The sequence below is a fragment of the Paenibacillus sp. W2I17 genome, assembly GCF_030815985.1.
Lineage (GTDB): Bacteria > Bacillota > Bacilli > Paenibacillales > Paenibacillaceae > Paenibacillus.
On sequence record NZ_JAUSXM010000001.1, the window covers coordinates 5,573,730 to 5,597,192 of the forward strand.

Sequence of the window (23,463 nt, forward strand, 5' to 3'; positions counted from 1 at the left end):
GCGTAAGCCTTATTGTTCCGAGTGAGCTTGAGAGAGTAAAATAATAGGTAATATACGAACATCAATACGTATTTATAACATAGATGCCTCGGATTGATCCGGGATTTATAGAGGTTCAAGTGTGGTTGATGAACATCATAAGATGCATGGGGAGGCAGGAGATTAGATGAGTACACTTTATGACCAGGCGATGGAAGAGATGATCACGACGATCCATGAATGGTTTGATGAACAGGAAAAGCGGGATGACTTGGAAAGTGTTGTGAAGCGAACCACGCTGCAAATGGGTATTTTTAATGATATTGTACTGGATTACAGACCTGGACGGACCACGGTAGACAGCCTGGATCTGGGTTTGGATGATGATGTGAAATCAAAGCAGGCAGGAGCCTTTACCGAGGAACAGGTACGTAACGAGATCAGGCCTAAGCTTGTAGAGGTTGTTCAGGGAAGATTGGACAAGCTGGCAGATACTCCGTTGATTGACTACCGCTTCACCTTGCGAGGGAAATTTCCAACAACCGAAGGCAAGCTGCAACTGACTTTATTGGAATGGATAAACGAAGAGAAAAGACAGCTGCTCCTTGAGCGTATTCATACCTATGTAGACAAGAATCTGGAGAACAGTACATATCCAACGAAGCCATTGGAATCCTTCTTTTTGACGAGTCATCTGCTCGATCCAAAGCTGTTCCCGGAGTTGGATGTAGCATGGACGATCAGGCAGTATGACCGGATTCAAGAGTTGAATCAGGCGCGTCCGGATGCACTGGCGGAACATCGTGGTGAGATTACTCGTGCGGTGACGGCATGGGCGGAGAATCAGTTTTTGTCACAGTATTATGATGTACAGTCTTCGCCTTACCGTACCAATGAATATTCACTTAAGCCCGGAGCAACGCTTCAATCGAACATTGAAACACAGACAGGCCAACATTCGGACGAGCATGGGGAGCAGCAAACATCCGGGACTCAACCAATCGATCTGCTGTTATATGCGGCGGTCATGATTCTACGTTTTGAGCCGAGTTATAGCAAACCCAAAGGTGTGACTTTTTTGGAACTCGCGAAGCAACTCGGTAGCCGTCGTGCAGCACGTATGATGATAGAAGGTAGCGGGACGTATGCGAAGGACGATATTCATGTGAAAACGGAAGAAGTGGAATGCAAAGCAAATGATGTATTTGCTCTGATGACCATCCACATTCGTAAGGAAGAGCCAAGTGCCTATCAACAGGCACTTACCTTTATCACTCATTTATTGAAACAGGGCTTTCCGAAAGGTTATAAGATCAAGCTCAAGTCCAGCGTAAAGCAGTATTTGCCGATCAAAGGACTCGCGAAGTCGGATACCCACCGATTCTTTGCCAATGCACTGGAGTACCCGGAGCTGCATCCACTCCTGGAAGAGTATGCGCGTGAGGCTATCCAGGAGTTTGAGTTCTACGAGGATGCCGAGGGAGAGAAAAGCTGTATGCCAGGCAGTTATGCAACCTTTGGGCTGGGGCTCGTGGATGAGCGGTATTTCCCGCTGGTTGAATATTACATGGGCGAAGTGGATGATGAGCATCAGTTGATTCAGGATAAGTTCATTGCGGCATTTGTAGAACAACAGGGTGTAACGGCTCAAGCCATACCTGCGTTAGTCGCCAGTTTGCGTCGTTCGACCGATAGTCTGAAGCTGAAGATTCAGCCCGAGCTGGAGAATGAGGAGATACTCGAACTGTTGGTTAGACAGATTCAAGAACTTGAGCATTTTGAAGCGGAACGTGTACTCTATCCGATCTTTGGCAAGGTGGAGAAGCTAACAACGCTCGCTCGCAAAGCGGAGGGAAGACGGAAGGAATTATTGCTGGAACTGTTGCAGGCCGCGGGGAAATAAAAATGTAAACAAGACAAGTGAGATTGCTGTGTAAGTAAAGCATTTTAGAGAAGTAAAAGTGCATAAGGAAGGGTGGGTGAAGTCGTGGAAGCATTGAGTCGAGACATGTGGCAGGCGTTGAATGCTCAGGACAAAGAGGCATGGATGCGTAAGCTTGTCCGTCCGTTACCAGATGATATGGTATATGAGGGTCTCGAGACATTTGAACGATTTGGTCAGCGGATGGAGACGGGTGTATTCACGAAGCATGGGCTAAGATTTGTGTTTGTGCCTGGGGATCGGGTAACGCTCGGCTGGGATCGTTGGCAGCATGGTATGAACGAAGAGACCTCAGCCGACCTGCATGAAACGGTCAGTGAGTATGGTGTGGAGGACGTGGATTCGTTTCTGGCGAGTCAAATGTCACCTGTAAGAACGGTCAACATTGCGCCGCTGCTTGTTGAATGCGAACTGATCTCACTTGGCTGGATTGAAGTGTCCGAGGAGGAAGCATTTGCACAGGAAAATCCTGATTTCCCGTCAGCACTGGAGCAGTTTAAGCAATCGGAAATACGTGAATATGAATTGCATCAACAATTTCGTCTGATTCGCCAAAGTGAGAATGAAGTCCGAATCCTGTGGTTCAACGAAGGAATAGAGTCGGAAGACGTTGTGAGGGAGGAAGCCGCGGCGGGTTTTGGTTTGCTGACCGAAGACGAATGGGAGTATATCTATGGCGGCGGTTGTCGCACGTTATTTCCCTGGGGAGACAGCTTCGACTATACGATGAGATTGAAGCACTTTGGTAGTCTGGAAGGCGTGGATGAGATTGTGGATGAATCGACAGAACCTGCCTCTTCACGGGTGGAAGAAAAGGATGATCGTCCTTATGATCTGGAACTGCCGAATTTCTTCGGAGTGAAATTTGCCGGTGATCCCTACAAGTATGAGCTTACACTGGATTCGGGTGGAGACGTAATGCCCAAAGGCGGAGACGGCGGTAGCCTGATATGTGGTGGTACAGGGCCGCTGGTTGGTTTCTTGCCTGCTGCTGCGGTCTATTATCGAGACGTTAATGCCAGTGAACTCGACTGGGAGGATTTGATGGATGCGATGGTGTATCGCAGGGTTGTTCGTTTGGCTGAACTGGCATTGTAGTCATGACGAAACGAATCTATCAAGGAAGAGTTATAATGGCGAACAATAAACGTTCAAAACCGTATGATGATTCACCTTATGTTATCTATGCGGTAGATGGTATTCGGCTGAGTGCAGGCATACTTGTCCTGTTTTTTCTTAACGTATTTCTGCTTATTCCCGTGTTCAGTGTCCCGTTCCAATCGCTGTATGCGTATATTCTCTTGCCACCGCTAGCCTTTATGAATATATGGGCTATTGCCCTGATTGCTGCCCCACGCAGACTCCAACTGAATTATGTATTGTTCCGAGGCGTATTTGGCATTGTTTGTTCTGTGGGATTTATGGTGATTATACAGAAGTTTGCCTACGGGACACTTGGTCTGTCGACACCTTGGTACGCCATTGGATCATTTGTGGTATATGGTTTTGCCTTGTTCCAGTACGTGAAGTTTCATTTGCGTAAGCTGAAGCAGCCCCCTCAGCGTAAAAAAGGGGATAAAAGCACGGGTGTGCCTGTTGCCACAATTACGATGATTACGGGCGGGGCATATCTTCTGGCCAATATTTCACTGGCCTTTGTTACACAGCAGACTGTGGCTGTTGTGCTAATGTGTGTATACATTATGCTGGCTTTTGTGGTATTTCATTTTATCATGGACTTGCATCGGTATTACTGGCTTCGCCAGGTCATGAATAAGGCAGAGAGTTAATTGCAGGATAGGGACAGACGAACAGGAAGAGGTCTTTGTAGCAGAGCTTGAGCATACAAAACACACATCAAATCAGCCCCAGCTCATGGAGCGGGACCGAAATGATGTGTGTTTATTTTTGTTTATTTCACTTTTTGTACAGATACCGCCATTTGCTCCAGTTGAGTGTGAGTCAATTGATTATTCGGTGAGCTGATAGTTACATAACGATCATCCAGCTTGAACGTGAGCATATCCGTTTGGTCTGGTGTATACCATTTGGCTGATACGCCATTAGGCAGTTTTACCGTTTTGCCATCATAGCTGAACGAGTAATCTTTAGGGGATACCGTTACATTCATACGATTAAAAACAAAGTTTACACCATCACCGCCTGCACCTACGCTTTTGAACGTATCTCCAGCAACCATATGTTGTGGGGCATAGGCTGTTGTGAACCCGTCAAACTTCGCAAATGCTTTGCGAATGTTATCCAATTGTTGTTTGCTATAGTTCACATCTGCGAATGCAGTGATCCCTTGATCATTGTTGCTGTTGGCTTTTTGAACAGAGACAGCGACTTGTTGCAACTGAGCTTGGCTCAGCTTATGATCCGGGGAGCTAAGGGTAACGTAGCGATCATCCAGTTGGAATGTGAGCATGCCCGTTTGATCTGGTGTGTACCATTTGGCAATAACACCATTGGACAGTTTCACGTCTTTGCTCGTATAACCGTCCGAATAATCTCTTGGAGACACATCCACTTTCATATGGTTGAAAACAAAACTGACGCCGTCGCCACCCGCACCTACACTTTTGAACGTGTCACCTGCGATCATCTGCTGAGGGGCATAAGCGGTCTCGAACCCATCGAATTGTGCAAAAGCTTTTTGAATCGCCTCTTTTTGTGCTGCGCTGTACGTTACATTCGTCAAAGCTGATGGATTGCTGGTAGCTTGGCCGATAATGACCTGTCCTTTTTTGCCGTCATAGGATACGGGTACATGCAGTGCATCGGCAAGCGCACGTACAGGCAGATAAGTGGAGTTGTTATAAGTAATTGGCGCAAGTTTGTTGCCATTGCCATCCGTTGGTGAGTAAGCCGCGCCATCGACATTAAAGCTGATTCCATGGTTAAGGTATGCAGAGATTTTCTCCAGTTGTGTTCCGGCGAATACGCCCGTTGCTCCTGTTAAAGTCATGCCCAGTACCATCATCGTTGCTACGGATTTCTTCATGTTTTTTTTCATCATATATCTCTCCTTCAAGTTGGGGGTTAGTTTTGTTTAATGGGCTCGCTGTCCCTTATGGCTTTATATTAAACCCCGAACATATCCAGAATAATTCTGAATTATCTCCAACTTGTAAACATGTGTATATATACGGAGAATGTAGAACGAAAACGGAAGCTGCTTGGCGTGTTTGAACGTATTCTTTGCCGAATCGAATAATTTCAGTTAAAAAGATAGAGGATTAGTCCGCCAAAACCAAGTACAATCGCACCAACGTACACATAGGAAAGTTTACTGAGGTTTTGCTTTGTGCGGCGGTCATATTCGGGGTTGCTGGTCTGATTGGCTTTGGAATTTCCGATGATCATGGTAGCAATACCTCCAAACAAGGCGATACCCACAATTAAAACATAAGGCAACCAGGTCATGAATGGACCTCCTTCGCGAATAATATGATATGTCTTTATTGTACTTCAGGATAACCTTTGATGTAAGCTTTAGTTGAGAAAATAAGGTAAATGAAGTATCTGTCTTACAGTATGTATGTAGTCTTGGATCGGAAAGATCACTATAATTTTATATTTTTTTAATTCAAAAAAACCTTGATACAACAGGCGTTTGCAGCTTTCTTCACTGAAGGCTGCGATTTTTTTTGCCCACAGAGTGATCCAGAATAGAGAACCCTGCGTTACACCCTATGAAGACGACGACGAGGAAAGAAATTATACACAAAACATAATCGAGGAGTGAACACGTAATGAAAATGAAGATGAAGAAGTTTATCGCACCTGTACTTAGCTTGACACTGTTGATGCCGGGGATCGCTGGAGCAGCTTCCGCACCACAGACACCAATGACCATGATGAAAGCATCCGTGAACACACCTGCGGCTGACCTGAGAGCAAACCTGGACCACCTGTTGTCCGAGCACTTTGCACTCGCAGTAACGGCAATGGCCAAAGCATATGACGGAGCAAAAGATGCAGATGCAGCCTACAAAGCACTCGACCAGAATGCACTGGATATGCAACCGGCAATCGCTTCCCTATACGGTGAGGCAGGTGCCAAAGAGTTCGAACGCATCTTCCGTGTCATAACAAATACACAGATGATCTGGTGAAAGCAACCAAAATGGGCAACCAGGCTGGAATCAAACAAGCACAGGCAAACATCAACGGTTTCGTGGATGAGTTCTCTACATTCCTGAGCACAGCAACCGAAGGCAAGTTGCCAAAAGCAGCAGCCAAACAGGCTCTGCAAGTGCATGAAGATCTCGTGCAAAAAGTATTTGATGAGTATGTAGCTGGAGATTACGCTGATGCATACAAGGCTTACCGTGAAGGTTTCAAAGAAATGTTCGATGTAAGTAAAGCACTCTCCACGGCGATTACCACACAAATGCCTGAGAAATTTAAGAACACCAAAGCGGATACCAAAGCAGCTGATCTGAGATCTGCACTCAACCACTTGGCTTCCGAACACTTTGCGCTTTCGGCTCTGCAAATGCAAGAGCAATTTGATGGACGTACAGCCGCTTCCAATGCACTGATTACAACTGAAGCTGGAAACACAGCTGACTTCAAAGCAGCAATTGCTTCCGTTTACGGTAACGATGGTGCCAATGCTTTCGAGAAAATTTGGGTAACGAACCACGTTAACGCACAAAGCGACTATGTAAAAGCCGTTAAAAACAACGATGCTACTGCTCGTGCAGCAGTAGAGAAACGTATTGCTGGATTCACAACAGAGTTCGCTACATTCCTGGATTCTGCAACAGCTGGCAATCTGCCAAAAGCAGCAGGACAACAAGCACTGACAACACATGAAAATCAAGTACAAAACGTATTGAATCAATATGCAGCAGGTAACTATGATGCTTCGTACACAACAAATCGTGAAGGCTTCAAAGTGATGTTTGGTGTAGGTCAAGCCCTGGGTAACGCGATCGTGACTCAATTCAATGACAAATTCCAAGAGCCAGCAACACCTGCACCAGCGCCAGAAATGACAACGGTGTGGATGCAACTGAACAGCAAAATGCTGAAAATTAACGACAAAACAACCAACATGGATACCACACCAGTGCTTTGGAAAAACACAACATACATTCCATTGCGTTTCCTGAGTGAAGGTATTGGTGCAACGGTGAAATGGGACAAAAAAGCACAACAAGTAACCGTAATGGCTGGCGATGATACCCTTGAATTCTGGGTGAACAACAACGTTATGGAAGTAAACGGCGTGAAGAAAAATGTGGGTGCAACTGTATTTGTAAACAAAGATGGACGTACGCAAGTACCTCTGCGCTTCATTGCTGAACTTCTGAACTGGGACGTGAAATGGGCACAAAAAGATGGTTCCATTACGCTGACTAAATCGATGTAATACAACGTTTGAATAAGATTAAAACAAAAAGAGCTGCCTCATACGGCAGCTCTTTTTGTTCATCATAAGGAGGTCATTGTGTTTCGATACATAATTTGATGAACAGGATGACGTACCGTTTGATGTCCATTTTTCGTAGCTTTACCAACAGCGATCAGCATGACATCCAAGTATCTTTCAGAAATATTCAAGCTGGCTTTTAATTGAGCGGAATCATAACCTGACATTGTGATGGTTTCGAAACCAGCCTCATTAGCGAGCAGGATGAATGACATGGATGCTAGGCTTACATCTCGGGTTAACTCCAACTTGAGCTCTTCATCCGATTTATTTGCATAGTATTGTAGTGCCGCATTCGCCAGATAATCTCGGAGTGATGCATCAAAAAAGCCCGACTGAAAGCCTTCTTCGTGAATTCTGATGATGTTATCCGCTTCAAATGCTTGATAATCCCCTAACATGACGATCAAAGCGGAAGCATCGATCACCTGTTGCTGATTGTAAGCAATAGGTAGTAATGCGCTCCGGAGATCAGGGTCATCAATTATAAAATACCGGGTCGCTTGAATATTATTCCCATTGGGTGACTTGCTTGCAGATTCAATGAATGAAGTGAGAATCTCCGGGTGTATCGTATAACTTGAATCAAAATGTCGAACGGAACGCCTATGTTCCAAAACGGATTGTACACTCATGAGATCATCTCCATCGTTGTTATTTAGGACTCCCTTGAATTATAGTAGGCATTAACAAATGAGAAAATAACGCACAAAAAAGTGGGATAGCCACTTTAAAGTATCTATTGAGGAGGGACGGCACATTGGTTAAATATAATACCGGAATAAATATTTTCATGGATATCGCTGGCGGGAAATGGAAGTGCCTTATCCTTTTTTTTCTGAGCCAACAATCGGTGCGAACCAAGGAATTCTATGAACTGATACCTGGAATTACACAAAAGGTCTTAACCGACCAATTGAAACAGTTGGAGAGTGATGGCCTCGTACATAGGGAAATATTCAAGGAAGTCCCGCCAAAAGTAGAATATAGTTTAACTGATCTCGGACGATCCTTCGTTCCGGTCTTGAACACGATGTGCGACTGGGGCAATACGTACGCAAGGTCCAAAGGTATGGATCAGGATGAACATATTCAATGTGATCATGAATGAACCCAAAAGTTCCAAATATTTGGTATAATCATCGAGTAATGACCTACATAACGCTTGAATAGCCGATGAAGTCTAGAATGATGTATGATAATTTGGTATAAGCAAAATGAAGAGGGGGACAGAGGAATGAGTACATCATCAAAATCGGAGCGCCCAGCGAGAAATGTGGATACCCGGTTATTTGTTGCTTGGGCCGTTTCCGTTATTGCAACAGGGGGGAGCCTCTATTTCAGTGAGATCAAGGGATATCTTCCATGTGATCTATGCTGGTACCAGCGTATATTCATGTATCCACTAACCATCTTGCTGGGCATTGCCTACTTTAAGGATGACGTGGGCATCACCAAATACGTACTCCCACTTAGTTTCGTCGGTGGCGGCATTTCGTTGTATCATGTAACAATCCAGCGTATTTTTTCGGCTACAGGTAATGCCGTCGCTTGCGGTAAGGTTCCATGTTATACCGACTATTTGAACTGGTTTGGTTTCATCACGATTCCATTACTGGCACTGATCGCCTTTATTATCATCATCGTGATGTTGTGGGGTATCGGCAAAACACCAAAATCTTCTTAATAAGAAAGGATAGATGGTGATGAGCGGACAAGCTCGTTGGTTCATGCCCTTTATTATTCTGCTCCTCCTGACCGTGGGATGCTCTTATGAGGAACAGTCACAATCAGGCGAGATACCAGAGATGATCAAGGTGAAACTTGACGTTCCAGAGAAAGCTTCTCTTCATAAACCAACACGGTTGCAGGTGAAGCTTACACAGGGAGATGCACCGTTAAGTCATGCTGACCATGTGCAATTCCAGATCTGGAATGAGCTTGATGATCCGCCTACTGTATCTCCGGAACAAGGTATGATGACAGCGGACGAACTGGAGAATCAAGGGGCTATTACTGCCAATGAGTCAGAGGAAGGGCTGTATGAAATCCAGCATACCTTTGAAGAACCAGGTACGTATGTGGTACAGGTCCATGTTACGCACGGAGCTATGCATAGCATGCCGAGAGCGAGAATTGTAGCGGAATGAAGCAACGGGCGGGTACCAAGGGTTTGGTTCAGGGTTAGCAATAGGTTTATAATGTTAAAGGTATGAAGAATGTTGTAGGAAAAGAGGGTGTTATGGCAACTATTCATGATGTTGCACTCAGGGCAGGAGTTTCTGTAACTACCGTCTCGCGTGTATTAAACAACCGGGGATATATCAGTCAGAAGACTCGGGACAAAGTCTATCAAACCATGGACCAACTGAACTATCGACCCAATGAAATTGCCCGTTCTCTTCTGCGTAAGCAATCAAATGTAATAGGCTTGATTATTCCCGATGTATCCCATCCGTTTTTTGGAGAACTGGCTAGCTATGTTGAGTATCATGCTTACCAGAATGGATTTAAAATTATGTTATGCAATTCCCACATGGACCCTTCAAAAGAGCGTGAATATGTGGAAATGCTTAAGGGTAATCGCGTGGATGGCATTATTATGGGAAGTCATACACTGGAAGTTGATGAGTATATGAATCTGCATTCCCCAATCGTGACCTTTGATCGTAAGATCGGTGAAGACATCCCGTTTATCTCATCTGATAACTATCAGGGAGGGGTTATGGCTGCTGAATTGCTGCTCGCGAAGAACAGACGGCATTTGGCACATATCTGCGGTAATTTGGAATTGCAAATGCTGTCCAATCGCCGGACGACAGGTTTCGTTGATACACTGCAGGCTCATGGAGTCAAACCGGTCATGATTCATGAAACCGATCTGAATGTGTTTGATCAGCATCAGTATACAGAATTGGTGGATAAGCTGCTTGCACAGCACCCGGAGGTGGACGGGCTCTTTGTTACGAGTGATCTGATGGCGGTGCATGCGCTGAAGCAGATCGTGTTAGGTGGGCGCAAGGTACCCGACGATATCGCTATTATAGGTTATGATGACAGTCGTGCGGCAGCGTATACGGTGCCTGGCATTACAACGATCAGGCAGCCGGTGGAGGCCATGGCTAAGCTGGCGATTGATCTGATTCGGCGCCAACTCGCGGAAGAGAAGATCGAAATGGAGCATATTTTGCCGGTTACCATCGTGGAGAGAGAGACGACCTGATACAGGTCGTTTTTTCATATTCGTCCTTTTGCAACGGAAAAATAAAGGCACGATATTTTTTTTAAAATGATATGTCAAACGATTGACATGTCAAACCTTTGACATTATAATTCGATTTGTAAGCGTTTCCTTTTAAACTATTGATCGGGGGCCATAACAAGATGAAAAGAGAACAGAGATGGATGAAATTATCGGTATTGTCATTGATTATGATGCTTGTATTGTCGGCATGTGGAAGTAAAGCAGCAACGGAGTCCAACTCCTCTTCAGAGGGTAGCAGCAGTGAGAGTGTCAAAATCACCTTGCTTAATTCCAAGTCGGAAATTAACAGTCAGTTGGAACAAGCGGCTAAAGAATTCCATGCCGAAAATCCAAATATCACACTTGAAATTGTACCCGTAGGCAGTGGACAGTCTCCGTTTGAAAAAGCGTCCGCCTTGTATGCCTCCGGCAGCCCTACAACGATGATGATGCTGGATACAGGGGATGTCGAGAAATTCAAGGATCGTGTTCTGGATCTCACATCCGAGTCTTGGATGAAGGATGCTGTGGAGAACAGCACAGCGGCTACAACGTTTGATGGCAGAAATTATGCCTTTCCGTTCTCTATTGAGGGATATGGATTCATCTATAACCAGAATGTCTTGGATCAGGCGGTAGGTGGGACATTTGATCCAAAGTCTGTACAGACCACTGCACAGCTTGATGAGCTGTTCCAAAAGATCGCCGCTACTGGAAAATCACCTTTGATTGTATCTCCGATGGATTGGTCGCTTGGTGCGCATTATCTTGGGCTTGCATATGGTGGGCAGTCGCCGGACCGTGCGAAGGTGGATCAATTCATTACCGATCTGAAGGCTGGTCAAGTGGACCTCGCTTCCAACGCCGTATTTAATGGCTTGTTAGATACATTTGATCTGATGAAAACTTACAATATTGACAAGGCTTCTCCACTGTCTGGAACCTATGAGCGTGGACCTGAGGTGCTTGGCAAGGGTGAGGTTGGCATCTGGTTCCAGGGCAACTGGGCATGGCCACAAATTTCAAGCTTTGATACAGCAGATGGAAAATATGGCTTCCTCCCGGTACCTGTGAGCAATAATCCAGATGATTTTGGTAATACGCAAATCTCTGCTGCCGTATCCAAACGAATATTGCTGGATAAGGAAAAGAGCACACCAGCGCAGCAGGAAGCAGCGAAGAAATTTTTGGACTGGATCGTTTATAACGAAAAAGGTCAGGATTTCCTGGTGAATCAAGCCAGTATTATTCCGGCATTCAGCAACATTACATTGGAGCCAACCGATCCACTTGGCAAATCCATTAGTGAATACATCAAGGCAGGAAAAATCGAGGAATCAATGAGTACACTTCCTGCGGATCACTGGTCCAAACTGGGTGCGTCCATGCAGAAATATTTGGCTGACGTCATTGACCGTGCCGGACTTGCCAGCGAAATTCAGGCATACTGGAGCAACGTGAAATAAAGGAATTTATTCTTAGCCCTGTGCAGCACATAGAGAGAGACTTGCGGTACGCCGGAGATGATGAACGTACAGCTTCCACATGAGGTCTGTTCGACTTGTTTCCGGCATAACCGTTAGGCTAATCATTTGGATAGAGTGGAGGTTGACAATGCTGACCGAAAAAGGATTATGGACACGTCTGCGTACCCGCCTGATCTTTACTGGCCCGACATTATTTGCGTTTGCTACAGTGATGATTATTCCATTTTTGTATGGTATTTATTTGACGTTTACGAACTGGGATGGCATTGCCATCGATCAAAACTTTGTTGGCTGGGATAATTACATCGGTGTGTTCAAGGACACCGTGTTCTGGAAATCATTCGGGATGACGCTGGAGTACGTATTTATTACCGTTGTGCTGACCAATGCGGTTGCCTTCCTGCTCGCTTACGCTGTAACCCGGGGAATGAAGGCACAGGGCTGGTTTCGGGCTGGATTTTTCCTGCCAAATCTGGTGGGCGGGATTGTGCTAGGTTTCATCTGGCAGTTTATTTTTAATCAGGTACTCGTCTTTGCAGGACAAAAAATGAATCTCACGCTGTTCTCCACCTCTTGGTTGGCTGATCCGGATAAAGCGTTCTGGGCTCTCGTTGTGGTGACCGTTTGGCAGTATGCCGGTTATATGATGGTTATCTACATTGCAGGACTGATGAATGTGCCGAAGGATGTTATGGAGGCAGCCAGCATTGATGGGGCAAGTAATCGCAAAATGCTGGCGCGCATTGTATTGCCACTGATGGTTCCTTCGTTTATTGTATGCATCTTTTTGTCACTGCAACGGGGATTCATGGTGTATGATCTGAACGTCTCCTTGACCAGTGGCGGGCCCTTCAAGAGCACAGAGATGGTATCCATGCATGTTTATGAGCAGGCCTTTCTTGCTCGTGACTACGGATTGGGTCAGGCAGAAGCCTTTGTTCTGTTTATCCTTGTAGCCGCCATTACATTGCTCCAGGTCTATTTCAGCAAAAAACTGGAGGTCGAGGCATGATGGCTGGACAATCGCGCATTCTCAACTGGATGAAGTTTATTGCATTAATCATTGTCATGATTTTGTTTGTATTTCCTTTTGTGCTTCTAATCGTCAATTCGTTCAAGGCTAATCAGGCAATTACCTCCGATCCGCTGGGCCTGCCAAGCTCCTTTCAATTCGATAATTACGTCAATGCGTTTGACAAGATGGGATATGTATCCGCCTTCAGCAATTCGTTGCTCATTACCATTGCAGGTGTATTACTGATTGCTCTTTTTGCGGCGATGACAGCACATTACTTTGTTCGTCACAAAAGCAAGCTGAATCAGTATCTCTTTTTCCTGATGGTAGCTGCGATGATTATTCCGTTCCAGGCCATTATGATTCCACTGGTTAAAATATACGGATCGCTCAGCCTGCTGGACAACAAGTGGTCGCTGATCTACATGTATATTGGCTTTGGCAGTCCGCTCGCCGTATTTATCTACCATGGCTTCATCAAAAGTATTCCCCTGGAGCTTGAAGAAGTGGCTTTAATGGATGGCTGCGGCAGAGTGCAGACCTTTTTCCGTATCGTACTGCCGGTGTTACTGCCAACAACCGTAACGATTAGCGTACTGAATGTATTGTGGATATGGAATGATTTTTTGCTGCCTTCCCTGGTGCTGACTTCATCCGAGCAGCGAACGCTGCCGCTGTCCACGTTTTATTTTTATGGGACATACACAGTGGATTACGGTCCATTGATGGCTGGTCTGGTGTTGACCCTGCTGCCTGTCCTGATCGTTTATCTGTTTGCGCAGAAGTACATTATTCAGGGGGTCATGCAAGGGGCTATCAAATAAGTTCAGTTGGGTGATAGAGAGAGAGACAGGAGTGAAGGACATATGAATCAGGAACGATACGAGAAGCAGGGAATGGACACAAGGCAAGAGACAGACCCTGGACTGACGAGTTCTTCGGCTCAAACGAAGGAGCGTTATACACTCGCCCGGGCCAACGCATATATCAAGGCGCATCGACATCAGGTTGATCCAACCTATCGAATGGCCTATCATTTGATGCCAGAGGTGGGCTGGATGAATGATCCCAATGGTTTCATATACTTCAATGGGATGTATCATATGTTCTATCAGCATTATCCCTACGAACCAGTATGGGGGCCGATGCACTGGGGCCATGCGGTGAGCCGTGATTTGGTTACATGGTCTTATCTGCCTCTTGCACTGGCACCTGATCAGAGCTACGACAGTGGAGGCTGTTTCTCCGGCAGTGCAATCGTGCAGGATGGCAAGTTGGTGCTGATGTACACGGGACATGTCGTGACTGGCCCCGATAAGGATAACGATTACTTGCAGACACAGAATATCGCTGTCTCGGACAATGGGATTGATTTTGTCAAAAGCGCGATGAATCCGGTCATTCGGCTGGATCAAATCCCAGAGCATACCAGTCCGAAGGACTTCCGTGATCCGAAAGTGTTTGAACGAAACGGTGTGTACTATTGCGTCCTTGGATCAAATGATGCTGCTGGCAAAGGTGTCATTTTGTTATACCGCTCAACGGACTTGCTGAATTGGAGTTATGTCAACGTTATGGCCCAGAGTGACGGGACGCTTGGCGACAATTGGGAATGTCCAGATCTGTTCACACTGGATGGCCGAGATGTGCTGATCATGTCTCCGCAGCGCATGCCTGCACAGGGAGATAACTACCGCAACTTGCATTCGACCGTTTATATGATGGGAACGCTGGATGAAGACCAGGGTGTGCTGAAGTACGAGCAGTACGTTCCGCTGGACTGTGGCTTCGACTTTTACGCACCTCAGACGATGGAGGATGCACAGGGACGACGAATCATGGTGGCCTGGATGGATACATGGGAAACGGAAATCCCGACACAACAGTCCCATGCGTGGGCTGGAGCGATGACTTTGCCGAGACAACTAATTCGTAAGGGAGAACGCTTGATATTCCAGCCGCTTCCCGAACTTATACAGTACAGGTCGGAAGGCAACGAGCAGTATGGTATACATTTAAGTGGTGAAGGACATGATCTTGATCTTGGAATCAGTGGAGACCGTTACGAACTGTATGCTGTATTTGAAGCGGAACAGGCACAACACTTCGGGTTGAAGCTGCGCACGGGTGAAGATGAAGAAACCGTGATTTCCTATGATGTAGAGCAACGTCGTTTATGCTTGAATCGCGAGCAGGCCGGACAAGGGCCGGGGGGCGAACGAGCTGCGACAGTGGAACTGCTTGATGGGAAACTGGAACTTCATATTTTTATGGATGTCAGCTCCGTTGAGGTGTTCATTCAGCAGGGAGAACAAGTCATGACAGGGCGGATCTATCCAGGGCGGAACTCAACAGGTATCAAGGCTTTCTCGTCTGGAACGTGTACGTTGACCGAACTTCGCAAATGGGATTTACGAATTCCCCGATAAAATTCTATCTAAAATTCAGCCTTGACCTTGAAGTATACTTCAAGGTTTATTCTTTTTTTATCAAGAAATATTGGAGGCTGAATAATGAGAATTTTGGAATGGATTTTGGTATTGGTAACCGTAGCTGCTACGGTACTCATGCTGGTGTTTCCGAAGCGCCGGGCAATGACAATGGGGACACTCACAGCTCTGATTCTGACAGTGCTTCTGCATGGCTTGATCAATTCATTTCGCGTGCAGATGATACCAACCTATATCGTCACACTTGTATTATTCATTACATTAATCATTCAAGTCATGAAATCATACTGCGGTGATCGTTATGTTCAGAGCGTGCGGAGACCCGACCGTCTTTCAAGAATAAAGATGACGCTGGTATCGATCCTGGTTCTGGCCTTCAGTGCAGGTTCAATCATACTGACCTGGCTATTACCTGCTTTTACGATGCCTGAACCAACCGGCACATATGCCATTGGCACGTTCTCACAACACTTGGTGGATGAATCTCGCGAAGAGACCAAAACACCCGAGGCAGGAGATAAACGGGAACTTATGATTAATGTGTGGTACCCGGTGGATCGGAAGTCCGCCCAAGGACTGGCGTTAGAACATTACCCTGCTGAATTGGGGGAAGCGATCAGTTTGGTGTTTGGCATTCCGTCTCAGGTGTTCAGTTATCTGGATACCATTCCAACACATGTGGTGCAAGGAGCTGAGATGTCCGCCGTCCAAAGCAAGTATCCGGTTTTGCTATTCTCGCCGGGTATCCGCTCAGCCCGTTTTCAGAGCATGACGATGATTGAGGAACTGGTTAGCCATGGTTACATTGTCGTGGGGATAGATCACCCTTATACGTCAGCACAAGTGATATTCCCCGATGGACGTGCAGTCTCCTATCAGGCTGACCCTGAATTTGCAACGTCAGCGGAATTATATCAATATAATGTAAATGGTATAGGTATCCGTGCAGATGATGCAAGCTTTGTTCTCGATACGCTTACCCAGTGGAATTCACATGACCCGAATCAACTGTTCCAAGGCAAGCTTGATCTAGATCATGTAGGAATCACGGGTCACTCCTACGGCGGTGCAACCACGGCGGAAGCGCTGGCTCAGGATGACCGTTTCAAAGCAGGACTTAGTTTGGAAGGCGGTTTCTGGGGTGAAGTATCCACAACAGCCTTGAAACAGCCGTTTATGTATATCATGTCGGGTGGGACAGCCAAAAGTCTGGACCCGGACGCCACTGCCAAGGATAAAGTATTTTATCCCGAGTTTGAGCCTGATTTGGATCGGGTGATGTCAAATAGTCTTAATGATACCTATTATCTGACAGTGGAGAATTTGTTCCATCAAAGCTTTACGGATATTTCGTTAATTTCACCAAAAATGTTTGCCAGAGGCATGACGCCAGAACATAATGTGGATATAACCAGATCCTATGCGCTGGCATTCTTTGACCGTTATCTGAAAGGGGAAGAGCAGCCATTGCTGCAAGGTTCTTCAGCGCAATTTCCCGAGGTCACCTATGATGCCACGTATACCAAGATACGCAACAAACAAACGCAATAAGTCCGCAGAAAGGTGGAGGCGTAGGCATGGAAACCATGACAAGAGGAATGTTGACCAAGCGTACCGGTGTAAGTATGGCAACCCTCCGTTATTACGAAGATAGTGGAATTCTGCCTGCTCCCCGTCGTTCCTCCAACGGATATCGGGTGTATACCGAGGATTATCTGGTCAAAATTAAGTTCATTAAGGATGCCCAGTTGCTGGGTTACTCCTTAAAGGAGATACAAGAGACCCTGCAACTGCTCAGCCAGGAAGACATGGAAAAGGATACGTTAAAAACCCTTGTACGCGAACGCATCGCTGACATTCAGAAACATATTGACCATCTGGAACAGATGCAGATTCATCTGGCACGACTGTTGCATACACCGGAGGACGATATCGACAATTATATTCAATCGTTCAGGGTGCAAAAGAAAGAGCCGTAATCGCGGCTCTTTTCCTGTTTAGGAGAAAACACTCGTGGACTATCGAGCAGGGAATCGGAGATTTAAAACGAATACATAGTGTAGTTTGCCAATACATAATGGTGGTTATCGTGATTTCAATAATGAAATTCACACCAACAAAAGGAGTAACATTTTCTATGAGGGATTTACAAGGTTTTGTATCCGATTACATCAAAGGAAAAAAACATCTGCATCTTGAGATTGGCGTTATTACAAAGGGAGATATCGAATATCATTCATTGGGCAATCCCAAAAAGAAGAGCGTGGCTGCTCCTGAACATAGGTTGTTCGAAATCGGCTCTGTAACCAAACTTTTTACATCGATCCTTCTATTAGAATTAGAACGTCAACAGCAGCTTTCCACGGATGACACGGTTGGCAAGTACATACACAACGGTAAAAACGATTATTTGAATAAGGTTACCTTAAAAAGTCTTGCGACGCATACCTCTGGATTACCCGGAGTTGCCACAAACCTGTCCTCGAAGAAAAATCGATACAATCCGTATTCAAATTATACGGAGGATGATTTACTTGCTTTTTTATCGGATGCTGACTTTACGGATCAGATGGGTTCATTTGAGTACTCCAATACCGGCGTGGGCTTACTAGGTTATATCCTATGTAAAGTATCAGACAGTACATATGATGATTTGCTGAAAAAATATATCACAGGTCCATTAAACATGACGGAGACAGCAGCTATGCTGAATGCAGAACAGAATGGCAGATTTGTGGACGGACATACGTCAACGGGGAAAAAGATGCCTCACTGGGATACGGGTGTACATGAAGGCGCAGGGGCGATCAAGTCATCTCTTCACGATATGTGTTTATTTGTACAGGCCAACCTGAATGAAGATCATCCGCCAGCCTCTGCAATACAACAAAGTCATATGTCTGTGATGATTGGAGATTCAACCCATCATTACGCCTGGTTTAGTGATAACATCTCGGATCAGAATATACTCTGGCATAACGGTGGTACATTTGGTTTCTCCAGTTATTTGGCTATAAATAAGGAACAGAGTATAGGCATCGTATTATTGTCCAATTATTGTTTTGGATCAGCCTCAATTGTGGATGAGTATCTGGATGCGATATTCAAGTTTATAACTAAAAAAGACCTTTATCCACTCATGCCGCTAGACCCTGTGGGTAATAAAATATTGGAAGCAATGATGCAGAGATAAAAAAACACCTCGAACAGAGAGCACCTGAGGATGTACTTCGGCGCTCTCTGTTGGAGGTTTTTTTTCGTTCTATCTTAATAGTCTTGATCATGACATACCCGCTTCACGCAGAAAATGGTGCACAATCTTCGTCTGATACTTGATACGGGTCGAGCGTTTCAGACTCCAACAGGTCTCCACTGTGACGGAACGGGCTTGTAATAGTCTTGAAGCCGCTGTACGGGCAGATCCCGGCAATTCATGCTGCTTGAGGTTAAAATGACGATCACGAATGGCAATCGACCGATTCATCCGTTCGATAACTCTTCTGCAAGCTGGAATCGTCCGACTGCCGGGATTGGTGATCAACGTCTGTCCAAGCACTCGTGAACTCAGTTGAGACAGGCCGTTGGCTTCATGCAGATCAAGCCACCAGTCGGCCCGATGTTCACGCGCCAGCTGAAAAACTGCCGCAGCGAGGGGATGCTTGGCCTTGCCTGACATACGACGTGGAAACGTACGATTCAGATCTGGCTTGCCTCTGATTTTCTTAGCGTAGGCTTGCTGGTTCACACGTGGCACGATAATTAACAGCCCTCGCTGAATGGCGTGACGACCTGTCGCAATATCATCTGCGAGTTTTTGCGCAGCGGCCATACTCGCCGTTTCATTCCCGTGAACCCCGGATGTAATGAACATCACGGGTCCCGGCATCATGCCACGTACAATGAAGTAGGGAGTAGCGTGTACGGTGGATGCTAGAAGGACATGTTTGGTTACAAGCATGACGCTTCACCTCCGTTATTACAGTACGCCATGTCCCTCTTTCATGTAACGGCGTAAGAACAGGTCTTCATCCTATTTCCTCACAAAATGGGCCGACTAATACACCCGATGAATGATATCTTCAAAATCGGGTTCTTTCATCTCTACATCTTCAATCTCACCCCAGTGCTCCAACTGTTTCAGAATGTTCATTGTGCTCCATTCCTTCCGGTTCACTTCCACGGTGACAATTTGCCCTTCCACTCCTGTAATATGTATCGCGGACGACACAACATCCGGGATGTGAAACGCTCCTCGGAACGTTACCCGAATCAGCGTAGGTAGTCCGATGGTTTCGCGAAGCGACGAGATCGTGCCATCATATGTCAGTTGACCGTGGTTAATCACCATGACCCGGCTGCATAACTGCTCAATGTCGTCCATATCATGTGTGGTCAACAGAATCGTTTTGCCAAACGTTTCATTTAATGTACGTAAAAATTGACGAATATTCCGCTTTGCGTTCACATCCAGTCCGATCGTCGGTTCATCGAGAAAAAGCAGTTCAGGATCATGCAGCATGGAAGCTGCGAGATCGGCACGCATGCGCTGTCCAAGCGAGAGCTTGCGGACAGGCGTGGCCCAGAACGATTCAAGGTCCAGCAGCTCGGCGAACTGGGACAGCCGTTTCTTTTTATCCTCGGCACGGACGCCGTACATCTCGGCCAGAATATCATATGAATCTTTCACGGGCAGATCCCACCAGAGCTGACTGCGCTGTCCAAACACAACGCCCAGTCGACCAACGGTCCTGCGCCTATCCTGATGCGGGTTCATACCGTCAAGCCTTACCTCACCCGAGGTTGGGTGCAAGATACCTGTCAGCATTTTGATCGTGGTAGACTTGCCAGCCCCGTTCGGACCGATGTAACCCACAAATTCCCCTGGGCCGATATCAAAACTGATATCGCGTACCGCTTCCTTGGACACATATTCACGTGAAAATAACGTACGTAGACCTGAGAAACGTCCTTCGCGGATAACAGGAGTTTTGAATTCCTTTTGCAGATGCCTTGCTGTGATCATGTTCATGATTCGTTACGCCTCCTTAGCTACCTGTACTTTGATATTTGGTCATGCCGAATTGCCAGAAACGCAGACTTGCAGCCAGGCTCAGTACGGCAACCGCCGCAACAGCAACAAGAATCCACGCTCCTCCTTCACCCCGTAGCAGGTAGAGTGACGGAATGTAGTTGACGAATCCTACCGGAATCACCGTTAGCAGAATGCCAGACATCCATTTGGGATATAACGTTAGCGGATATTGGGCAGCCGTTCGTGCGGCATCTTCAGTGATCGTCTGTAATTCCTCGATACGTGTGGTCCAGAATCCGAGTGTGGCGGTAGCAAGTCCGATGGAAAAGAGAATGACTGCGCCCGTCAGGATAATGAGCAGGGAGAAGGGAATGGCTATCCAGCCAATCTGTCCGCTGTGCATCATGCCTGCCAAAGACCAGCAGAGAATGAACCCGCCTTGCAGGACTTCCCCAGCCATGATGCGGAAGTTTTGCGGCAGCAGTGCCAGCAATACGGGCATGGGACGAGTTAACAGTTGATCAAGCTCACCATTAACCAGATATTTTTCCAAATGATGAACCTCATTACCGAATGTCCGATACAGTGTTTTGGATAACGTCATGATGGCAAAGAGATAACCGATCTCATGGAGGGACCAACCTTTAATTGCTCCGAATTTGTGCAGCACGAGAGCAACCATCAGAAACTCGGAGATCTGAATTAAAGCGGCCAGTACAGACGCCATGATGAAATTGAACTTGTATTGCATCCGGCTGCGGATGCTTGTTCGAATCAGCATTTTATATAAATTGAACCAGGAAGTCCGTTTCATCCGCCCTGCACCTCCACTTTACGACGTAACACTTGAGTGATTGCAAGACAGATCAACGTCATGAAGACACACCAAAGCAAGGTTCCCCATAACAAGGAGCCATCTTCGAAACCAAGATAGATTCGGGTAGGTACATAGAGCAGAAAAGGGTAGGGTGATATCCAGGCAAGTTGTTCAAGCCAGTTCGGTAGCCACTCCAGCGGAATGAAAAAACCAGCCAGCAGATTCATCATCGCGTGATTGCCCCAGTGAAGCCAGGAGGACTCCGTAGTCCACATCGACGTGGCACCAATGATGTAGTTCATGCAGATGGATAAGTATGCGGCGCCGGCAAGACCAAGTGCGGCATAGAATAGTGTTGAAACGTCTGAGGGCCAATGCAGGGAAAAGACAATGGAGAAGAGCAGGTAGATCGGAATACTTTTGTACACGAACTGGTAGGCAATCTGCCCCCATTCGCGTGCCATCAGGTGGGTGAACAGATGAACAGGCCTCATCAGATCCAGTGCGATCTGCCCTGTCCTGACGGATAGGGGAATACCCAATCCGTTCGTGAGAAAACCCGAGATCCAGAGTGAGGATTGCGTGAACGCAATGTAACTGATCATCCCCTGTGTCCCGTATTCTCCGAGATTATGGTCGGCCCCGATGCCGATCCAGAGGCAGGCATACATGTAACCAAACATGGCGCTTGCCAAGTTATGTACCATGTGTGCCCCGCGGTATTGCAGATTCCGGGAGTAGGCTTTGGAAGCCAGAGTGAAATAAAGCATGTGACACCTCCGATAAGTGGATTGAACGGCGTTTCCGTTCACTTCAGTCAAGGCGAAAAAGAGAGAAGGACAACAGCATACCAATTTATTCCTTCACAGGCAAGACATTTTTTTAGCTAATAATGGTATTAACAGGGGTGTTCATGATTGCGCCACAAGACAACGCTCTATCCGTTCATTTATAATTGAGAGGTAGTATCGCAAACGTTTACAATGTGAAATATTCAAATTTTAAATAAACCGCCGGGCTTGTGCCTGACGATTGAGGATACAGAACGAACAATCCGGCAAGAGAGAAGGATGTCATGAAGAAAATTGCATGGGTCACCGATAGTACCAGTACACTGGATCCCGTTTTTGCGGAGCAAAATCATATCTATATCGTACCGCTGCGCATCGTATTTGGAGAGGAATGTTATCGGGAAACCGATGACATTACATCTGAAATGTTCTATGAGAAACTTGCGGAGGCTTCACGTGCGAGCAGTTCGCAGCCACCCATTGGCGAATTCATTGAACTGTATGAGTCGCTCAAAGACAAGTACGATGAGATTATTACGATTCATTGCTCTACAGAGCTTAGCGGAACGCTGCATACGTCCATGCAGGCTGCAGAGATTGCAGGAGTGACGGTGACCGCAATTGATTCAAAGGCAGGTGCCTATCCTCACCGTGAGATGATTATGCAAGGACTGGAATGGCAGAAGCAGGGATGTTCGGCTGCCGAGATCAAAGTAAACATTGAACAGATGATTGATAACATGTCCTTTTACCTCATACCGGCCAGTCTTCAGCATCTTCATCGCAGTGGACGGGTGTCGGGCACACAGCTGATCATCAGTCAACTGCTCAAGATCCATCTGCTGCTCCGATTTGAAGAGGGCAAAGTGGTTGTGAATGAGAAGATTCGCACGTTCAAGCGGACAAAAGAGCGCATGCTGGATATGCTCAAGCTGGATATGGAGAAAGTAAAGCATGTGTGCATTATGCATGCGAACAATCAGGAAGAAGCCGTCACAATCAAAAAACAGATTGCAGCTCTGCTGCCTAGATTAAAGACCGAAATCATGCCGTTTATCCCTGTGGTGAGTATCCATGCAGGTGCAGGAACCATTGGACTGTGCTGGATTCACAGTGAGAACGGATATAGAGATTAGACGCACAACCACTCATCTATAGACTCTCATAGACCTGGCAGGAAACACACTTGATGTCAAAGTGGTGATCCTGTCAGGTTTTTTCGTATGTCATTGCCAATTCAAACAAACTGTGAGGTAATAA

At 46.3% G+C, this 23,463-nt stretch carries 22 protein-coding genes and 1 pseudogene; 16 read left to right on the forward strand and 7 right to left on the reverse strand.

The features are described from left to right. The first annotated feature begins 166 nt into the window (after positions 1 to 166). From QF041_RS24825 to QF041_RS24835, 3 genes are all read left to right on the forward strand, one after another. The gene (locus QF041_RS24825) at positions 167 to 1,882 is read left to right on the forward strand and encodes a DUF6138 family protein (RefSeq protein ID WP_307416025.1); all 1,716 of its coding nucleotides are present in this window, start codon (positions 167 to 169) and stop codon (positions 1,880 to 1,882) included. An 84-nt stretch (positions 1,883 to 1,966) separates the two neighbouring features. Next, the gene (locus tag QF041_RS24830; RefSeq protein ID WP_307416026.1) at positions 1,967 to 3,019 is read left to right on the forward strand and encodes a hypothetical protein; all 1,053 of its coding nucleotides are present in this window, start codon (positions 1,967 to 1,969) and stop codon (positions 3,017 to 3,019) included. Between the two features lie 35 nt (positions 3,020 to 3,054). Beyond that, the gene (locus QF041_RS24835; protein WP_307416027.1) at positions 3,055 to 3,711 is read left to right on the forward strand and encodes a hypothetical protein; all 657 of its coding nucleotides are present in this window, start codon (positions 3,055 to 3,057) and stop codon (positions 3,709 to 3,711) included. A gap of 122 nt (positions 3,712 to 3,833) precedes the next feature. On the opposite strand, the gene QF041_RS24840 is transcribed toward QF041_RS24835, so the two are convergent. Further along, positions 3,834 to 4,943 (reverse strand): stalk domain-containing protein, encoded by a 1,110-nt coding sequence (locus QF041_RS24840; RefSeq protein WP_307416029.1) that lies wholly within the window; start codon positions 4,941 to 4,943, stop codon positions 3,834 to 3,836. 200 nt (positions 4,944 to 5,143) lie between these two features. Continuing rightward, positions 5,144 to 5,350 (reverse strand): hypothetical protein, encoded by a 207-nt coding sequence (locus tag QF041_RS24845; protein WP_017692174.1) that lies wholly within the window; start codon positions 5,348 to 5,350, stop codon positions 5,144 to 5,146. 335 nt (positions 5,351 to 5,685) lie between these two features. Between QF041_RS24845 and QF041_RS24855 the strand changes: the two are divergent. Next, positions 5,686 to 7,307 (forward strand): annotated as a pseudogene (locus QF041_RS24855) (copper amine oxidase N-terminal domain-containing protein). 62 nt (positions 7,308 to 7,369) lie between these two features. Here QF041_RS24855 and QF041_RS24860 read toward each other — a convergent pair. Next, the gene (locus QF041_RS24860; RefSeq protein ID WP_307416034.1) at positions 7,370 to 8,002 is read right to left on the reverse strand and encodes a nitroreductase family protein; all 633 of its coding nucleotides are present in this window, start codon (positions 8,000 to 8,002) and stop codon (positions 7,370 to 7,372) included. 125 nt (positions 8,003 to 8,127) lie between these two features. On the opposite strand from QF041_RS24860, the gene QF041_RS24865 reads away from it, so the two are divergent. The 11 genes from QF041_RS24865 to QF041_RS24915 all read left to right on the forward strand — a co-directional run bounded on the left by QF041_RS24865 (position 8,128) and on the right by QF041_RS24915 (position 18,756). Next, positions 8,128 to 8,478: a winged helix-turn-helix transcriptional regulator gene (locus QF041_RS24865; RefSeq protein WP_307416035.1), complete on the forward strand. Its 351-nt coding sequence runs from the start codon at positions 8,128 to 8,130 to the stop codon at positions 8,476 to 8,478. A gap of 126 nt (positions 8,479 to 8,604) precedes the next feature. Further along, positions 8,605 to 9,054, forward strand: coding sequence for a disulfide oxidoreductase (locus QF041_RS24870; protein ID WP_124118173.1), 450 nt, complete (start codon positions 8,605 to 8,607; stop codon positions 9,052 to 9,054). Between the two features lie 19 nt (positions 9,055 to 9,073). Then, the gene (locus tag QF041_RS24875; RefSeq protein ID WP_307416036.1) at positions 9,074 to 9,517 is read left to right on the forward strand and encodes a FixH family protein; all 444 of its coding nucleotides are present in this window, start codon (positions 9,074 to 9,076) and stop codon (positions 9,515 to 9,517) included. A gap of 92 nt (positions 9,518 to 9,609) precedes the next feature. After that, positions 9,610 to 10,590: a LacI family DNA-binding transcriptional regulator gene (locus QF041_RS24880; protein WP_307416037.1), complete on the forward strand. Its 981-nt coding sequence runs from the start codon at positions 9,610 to 9,612 to the stop codon at positions 10,588 to 10,590. A 161-nt stretch (positions 10,591 to 10,751) separates the two neighbouring features. Next, positions 10,752 to 12,077: an ABC transporter substrate-binding protein gene (locus tag QF041_RS24885; protein ID WP_307416038.1), complete on the forward strand. Its 1,326-nt coding sequence runs from the start codon at positions 10,752 to 10,754 to the stop codon at positions 12,075 to 12,077. A 148-nt stretch (positions 12,078 to 12,225) separates the two neighbouring features. Further along, positions 12,226 to 13,110 carry a carbohydrate ABC transporter permease gene (locus QF041_RS24890; RefSeq protein ID WP_307416039.1) on the forward strand — a complete coding sequence of 295 codons (885 nt, stop codon included), beginning with the start codon at positions 12,226 to 12,228 and terminating at the stop codon, positions 13,108 to 13,110. Beyond that, entirely contained in the window at positions 13,110 to 13,937 is an 828-nt protein-coding gene (locus QF041_RS24895) for a carbohydrate ABC transporter permease (protein ID WP_307417049.1), read from the forward strand. The genes QF041_RS24890 and QF041_RS24895 overlap by 1 nt, the downstream gene beginning before the upstream one ends. Positions 13,938 to 13,979: 42 nt before the next feature. After that, a complete protein-coding gene (locus QF041_RS24900) occupies positions 13,980 to 15,542 on the forward strand; it encodes a glycoside hydrolase family 32 protein (protein WP_307416040.1) in 1,563 nt (520 codons plus the stop codon). Positions 15,543 to 15,626: 84 nt separating this feature from the next. Beyond that, on the forward strand, positions 15,627 to 17,114 hold the full coding sequence (locus QF041_RS24905; RefSeq protein WP_307416042.1) for an alpha/beta hydrolase family protein: 1,488 nt from the start codon (positions 15,627 to 15,629) through the stop codon (positions 17,112 to 17,114). Between the two features lie 26 nt (positions 17,115 to 17,140). Continuing rightward, the gene (locus QF041_RS24910) at positions 17,141 to 17,542 is read left to right on the forward strand and encodes a MerR family transcriptional regulator (RefSeq protein WP_307416044.1); all 402 of its coding nucleotides are present in this window, start codon (positions 17,141 to 17,143) and stop codon (positions 17,540 to 17,542) included. A gap of 158 nt (positions 17,543 to 17,700) precedes the next feature. Further along, positions 17,701 to 18,756, forward strand: coding sequence for a serine hydrolase domain-containing protein (locus tag QF041_RS24915; protein ID WP_307416045.1), 1,056 nt, complete (start codon positions 17,701 to 17,703; stop codon positions 18,754 to 18,756). A gap of 87 nt (positions 18,757 to 18,843) precedes the next feature. Here the strand turns inward: QF041_RS24915 and QF041_RS24920 are convergent, their stop codons facing one another. The 4 genes from QF041_RS24920 to QF041_RS24935 all read right to left on the reverse strand — a co-directional run bounded on the left by QF041_RS24920 (position 18,844) and on the right by QF041_RS24935 (position 22,182). After that, entirely contained in the window at positions 18,844 to 19,521 is a 678-nt protein-coding gene (locus QF041_RS24920; protein WP_307416046.1) for a succinylglutamate desuccinylase/aspartoacylase family protein, read from the reverse strand. Between the two features lie 96 nt (positions 19,522 to 19,617). Beyond that, positions 19,618 to 20,586 (reverse strand): ABC transporter ATP-binding protein, encoded by a 969-nt coding sequence (locus QF041_RS24925; RefSeq protein ID WP_074097049.1) that lies wholly within the window; start codon positions 20,584 to 20,586, stop codon positions 19,618 to 19,620. A gap of 22 nt (positions 20,587 to 20,608) precedes the next feature. Beyond that, the gene (locus tag QF041_RS24930) at positions 20,609 to 21,409 is read right to left on the reverse strand and encodes an ABC transporter permease (protein WP_133387183.1); all 801 of its coding nucleotides are present in this window, start codon (positions 21,407 to 21,409) and stop codon (positions 20,609 to 20,611) included. Beyond that, positions 21,406 to 22,182 (reverse strand): ABC transporter permease, encoded by a 777-nt coding sequence (locus tag QF041_RS24935; RefSeq protein WP_074096504.1) that lies wholly within the window; start codon positions 22,180 to 22,182, stop codon positions 21,406 to 21,408. Before QF041_RS24935 ends, QF041_RS24930 begins: the two co-directional genes overlap by 4 nt. A 305-nt stretch (positions 22,183 to 22,487) precedes the next feature. Here QF041_RS24935 and QF041_RS24940 point away from each other — a divergent pair, with 305 nt between their 5' ends. Then, the gene (locus QF041_RS24940) at positions 22,488 to 23,339 is read left to right on the forward strand and encodes a DegV family protein (RefSeq protein ID WP_076212843.1); all 852 of its coding nucleotides are present in this window, start codon (positions 22,488 to 22,490) and stop codon (positions 23,337 to 23,339) included. Positions 23,340 to 23,463: the final 124 nt, after the last annotated feature.

Coding starts and splice junctions, on each gene's coding strand:
- QF041_RS24885 (WP_307416038.1), top strand. CDS start 10,752: ATGAAAAGAGAACAGAGATGGATGAAATTATCGGTATTGTCATTGATT.
- QF041_RS24840 (WP_307416029.1), bottom strand. CDS start 4,943: ATGATGAAAAAAAACATGAAGAAATCCGTAGCAACGATGATGGTACTG.
- QF041_RS24880 (WP_307416037.1), top strand. CDS start 9,610: ATGGCAACTATTCATGATGTTGCACTCAGGGCAGGAGTTTCTGTAACT.
- QF041_RS24870 (WP_124118173.1), top strand. CDS start 8,605: ATGAGTACATCATCAAAATCGGAGCGCCCAGCGAGAAATGTGGATACC.
- QF041_RS24935 (WP_074096504.1), bottom strand. CDS start 22,182: ATGCTTTATTTCACTCTGGCTTCCAAAGCCTACTCCCGGAATCTGCAA.
- QF041_RS24900 (WP_307416040.1), top strand. CDS start 13,980: ATGAATCAGGAACGATACGAGAAGCAGGGAATGGACACAAGGCAAGAG.
- QF041_RS24890 (WP_307416039.1), top strand. CDS start 12,226: ATGCTGACCGAAAAAGGATTATGGACACGTCTGCGTACCCGCCTGATC.
- QF041_RS24905 (WP_307416042.1), top strand. CDS start 15,627: ATGAGAATTTTGGAATGGATTTTGGTATTGGTAACCGTAGCTGCTACG.
- QF041_RS24875 (WP_307416036.1), top strand. CDS start 9,074: ATGAGCGGACAAGCTCGTTGGTTCATGCCCTTTATTATTCTGCTCCTC.
- QF041_RS24860 (WP_307416034.1), bottom strand. CDS start 8,002: ATGAGTGTACAATCCGTTTTGGAACATAGGCGTTCCGTTCGACATTTT.
- QF041_RS24895 (WP_307417049.1), top strand. CDS start 13,110: ATGGCTGGACAATCGCGCATTCTCAACTGGATGAAGTTTATTGCATTA.
- QF041_RS24825 (WP_307416025.1), top strand. CDS start 167: ATGAGTACACTTTATGACCAGGCGATGGAAGAGATGATCACGACGATC.
- QF041_RS24940 (WP_076212843.1), top strand. CDS start 22,488: ATGAAGAAAATTGCATGGGTCACCGATAGTACCAGTACACTGGATCCC.
- QF041_RS24910 (WP_307416044.1), top strand. CDS start 17,141: ATGGAAACCATGACAAGAGGAATGTTGACCAAGCGTACCGGTGTAAGT.
- QF041_RS24920 (WP_307416046.1), bottom strand. CDS start 19,521: ATGCTTGTAACCAAACATGTCCTTCTAGCATCCACCGTACACGCTACT.
- QF041_RS24835 (WP_307416027.1), top strand. CDS start 3,055: ATGGCGAACAATAAACGTTCAAAACCGTATGATGATTCACCTTATGTT.
- QF041_RS24845 (WP_017692174.1), bottom strand. CDS start 5,350: ATGACCTGGTTGCCTTATGTTTTAATTGTGGGTATCGCCTTGTTTGGA.
- QF041_RS24915 (WP_307416045.1), top strand. CDS start 17,701: ATGAGGGATTTACAAGGTTTTGTATCCGATTACATCAAAGGAAAAAAA.
- QF041_RS24925 (WP_074097049.1), bottom strand. CDS start 20,586: ATGATCACAGCAAGGCATCTGCAAAAGGAATTCAAAACTCCTGTTATC.
- QF041_RS24930 (WP_133387183.1), bottom strand. CDS start 21,409: ATGAAACGGACTTCCTGGTTCAATTTATATAAAATGCTGATTCGAACA.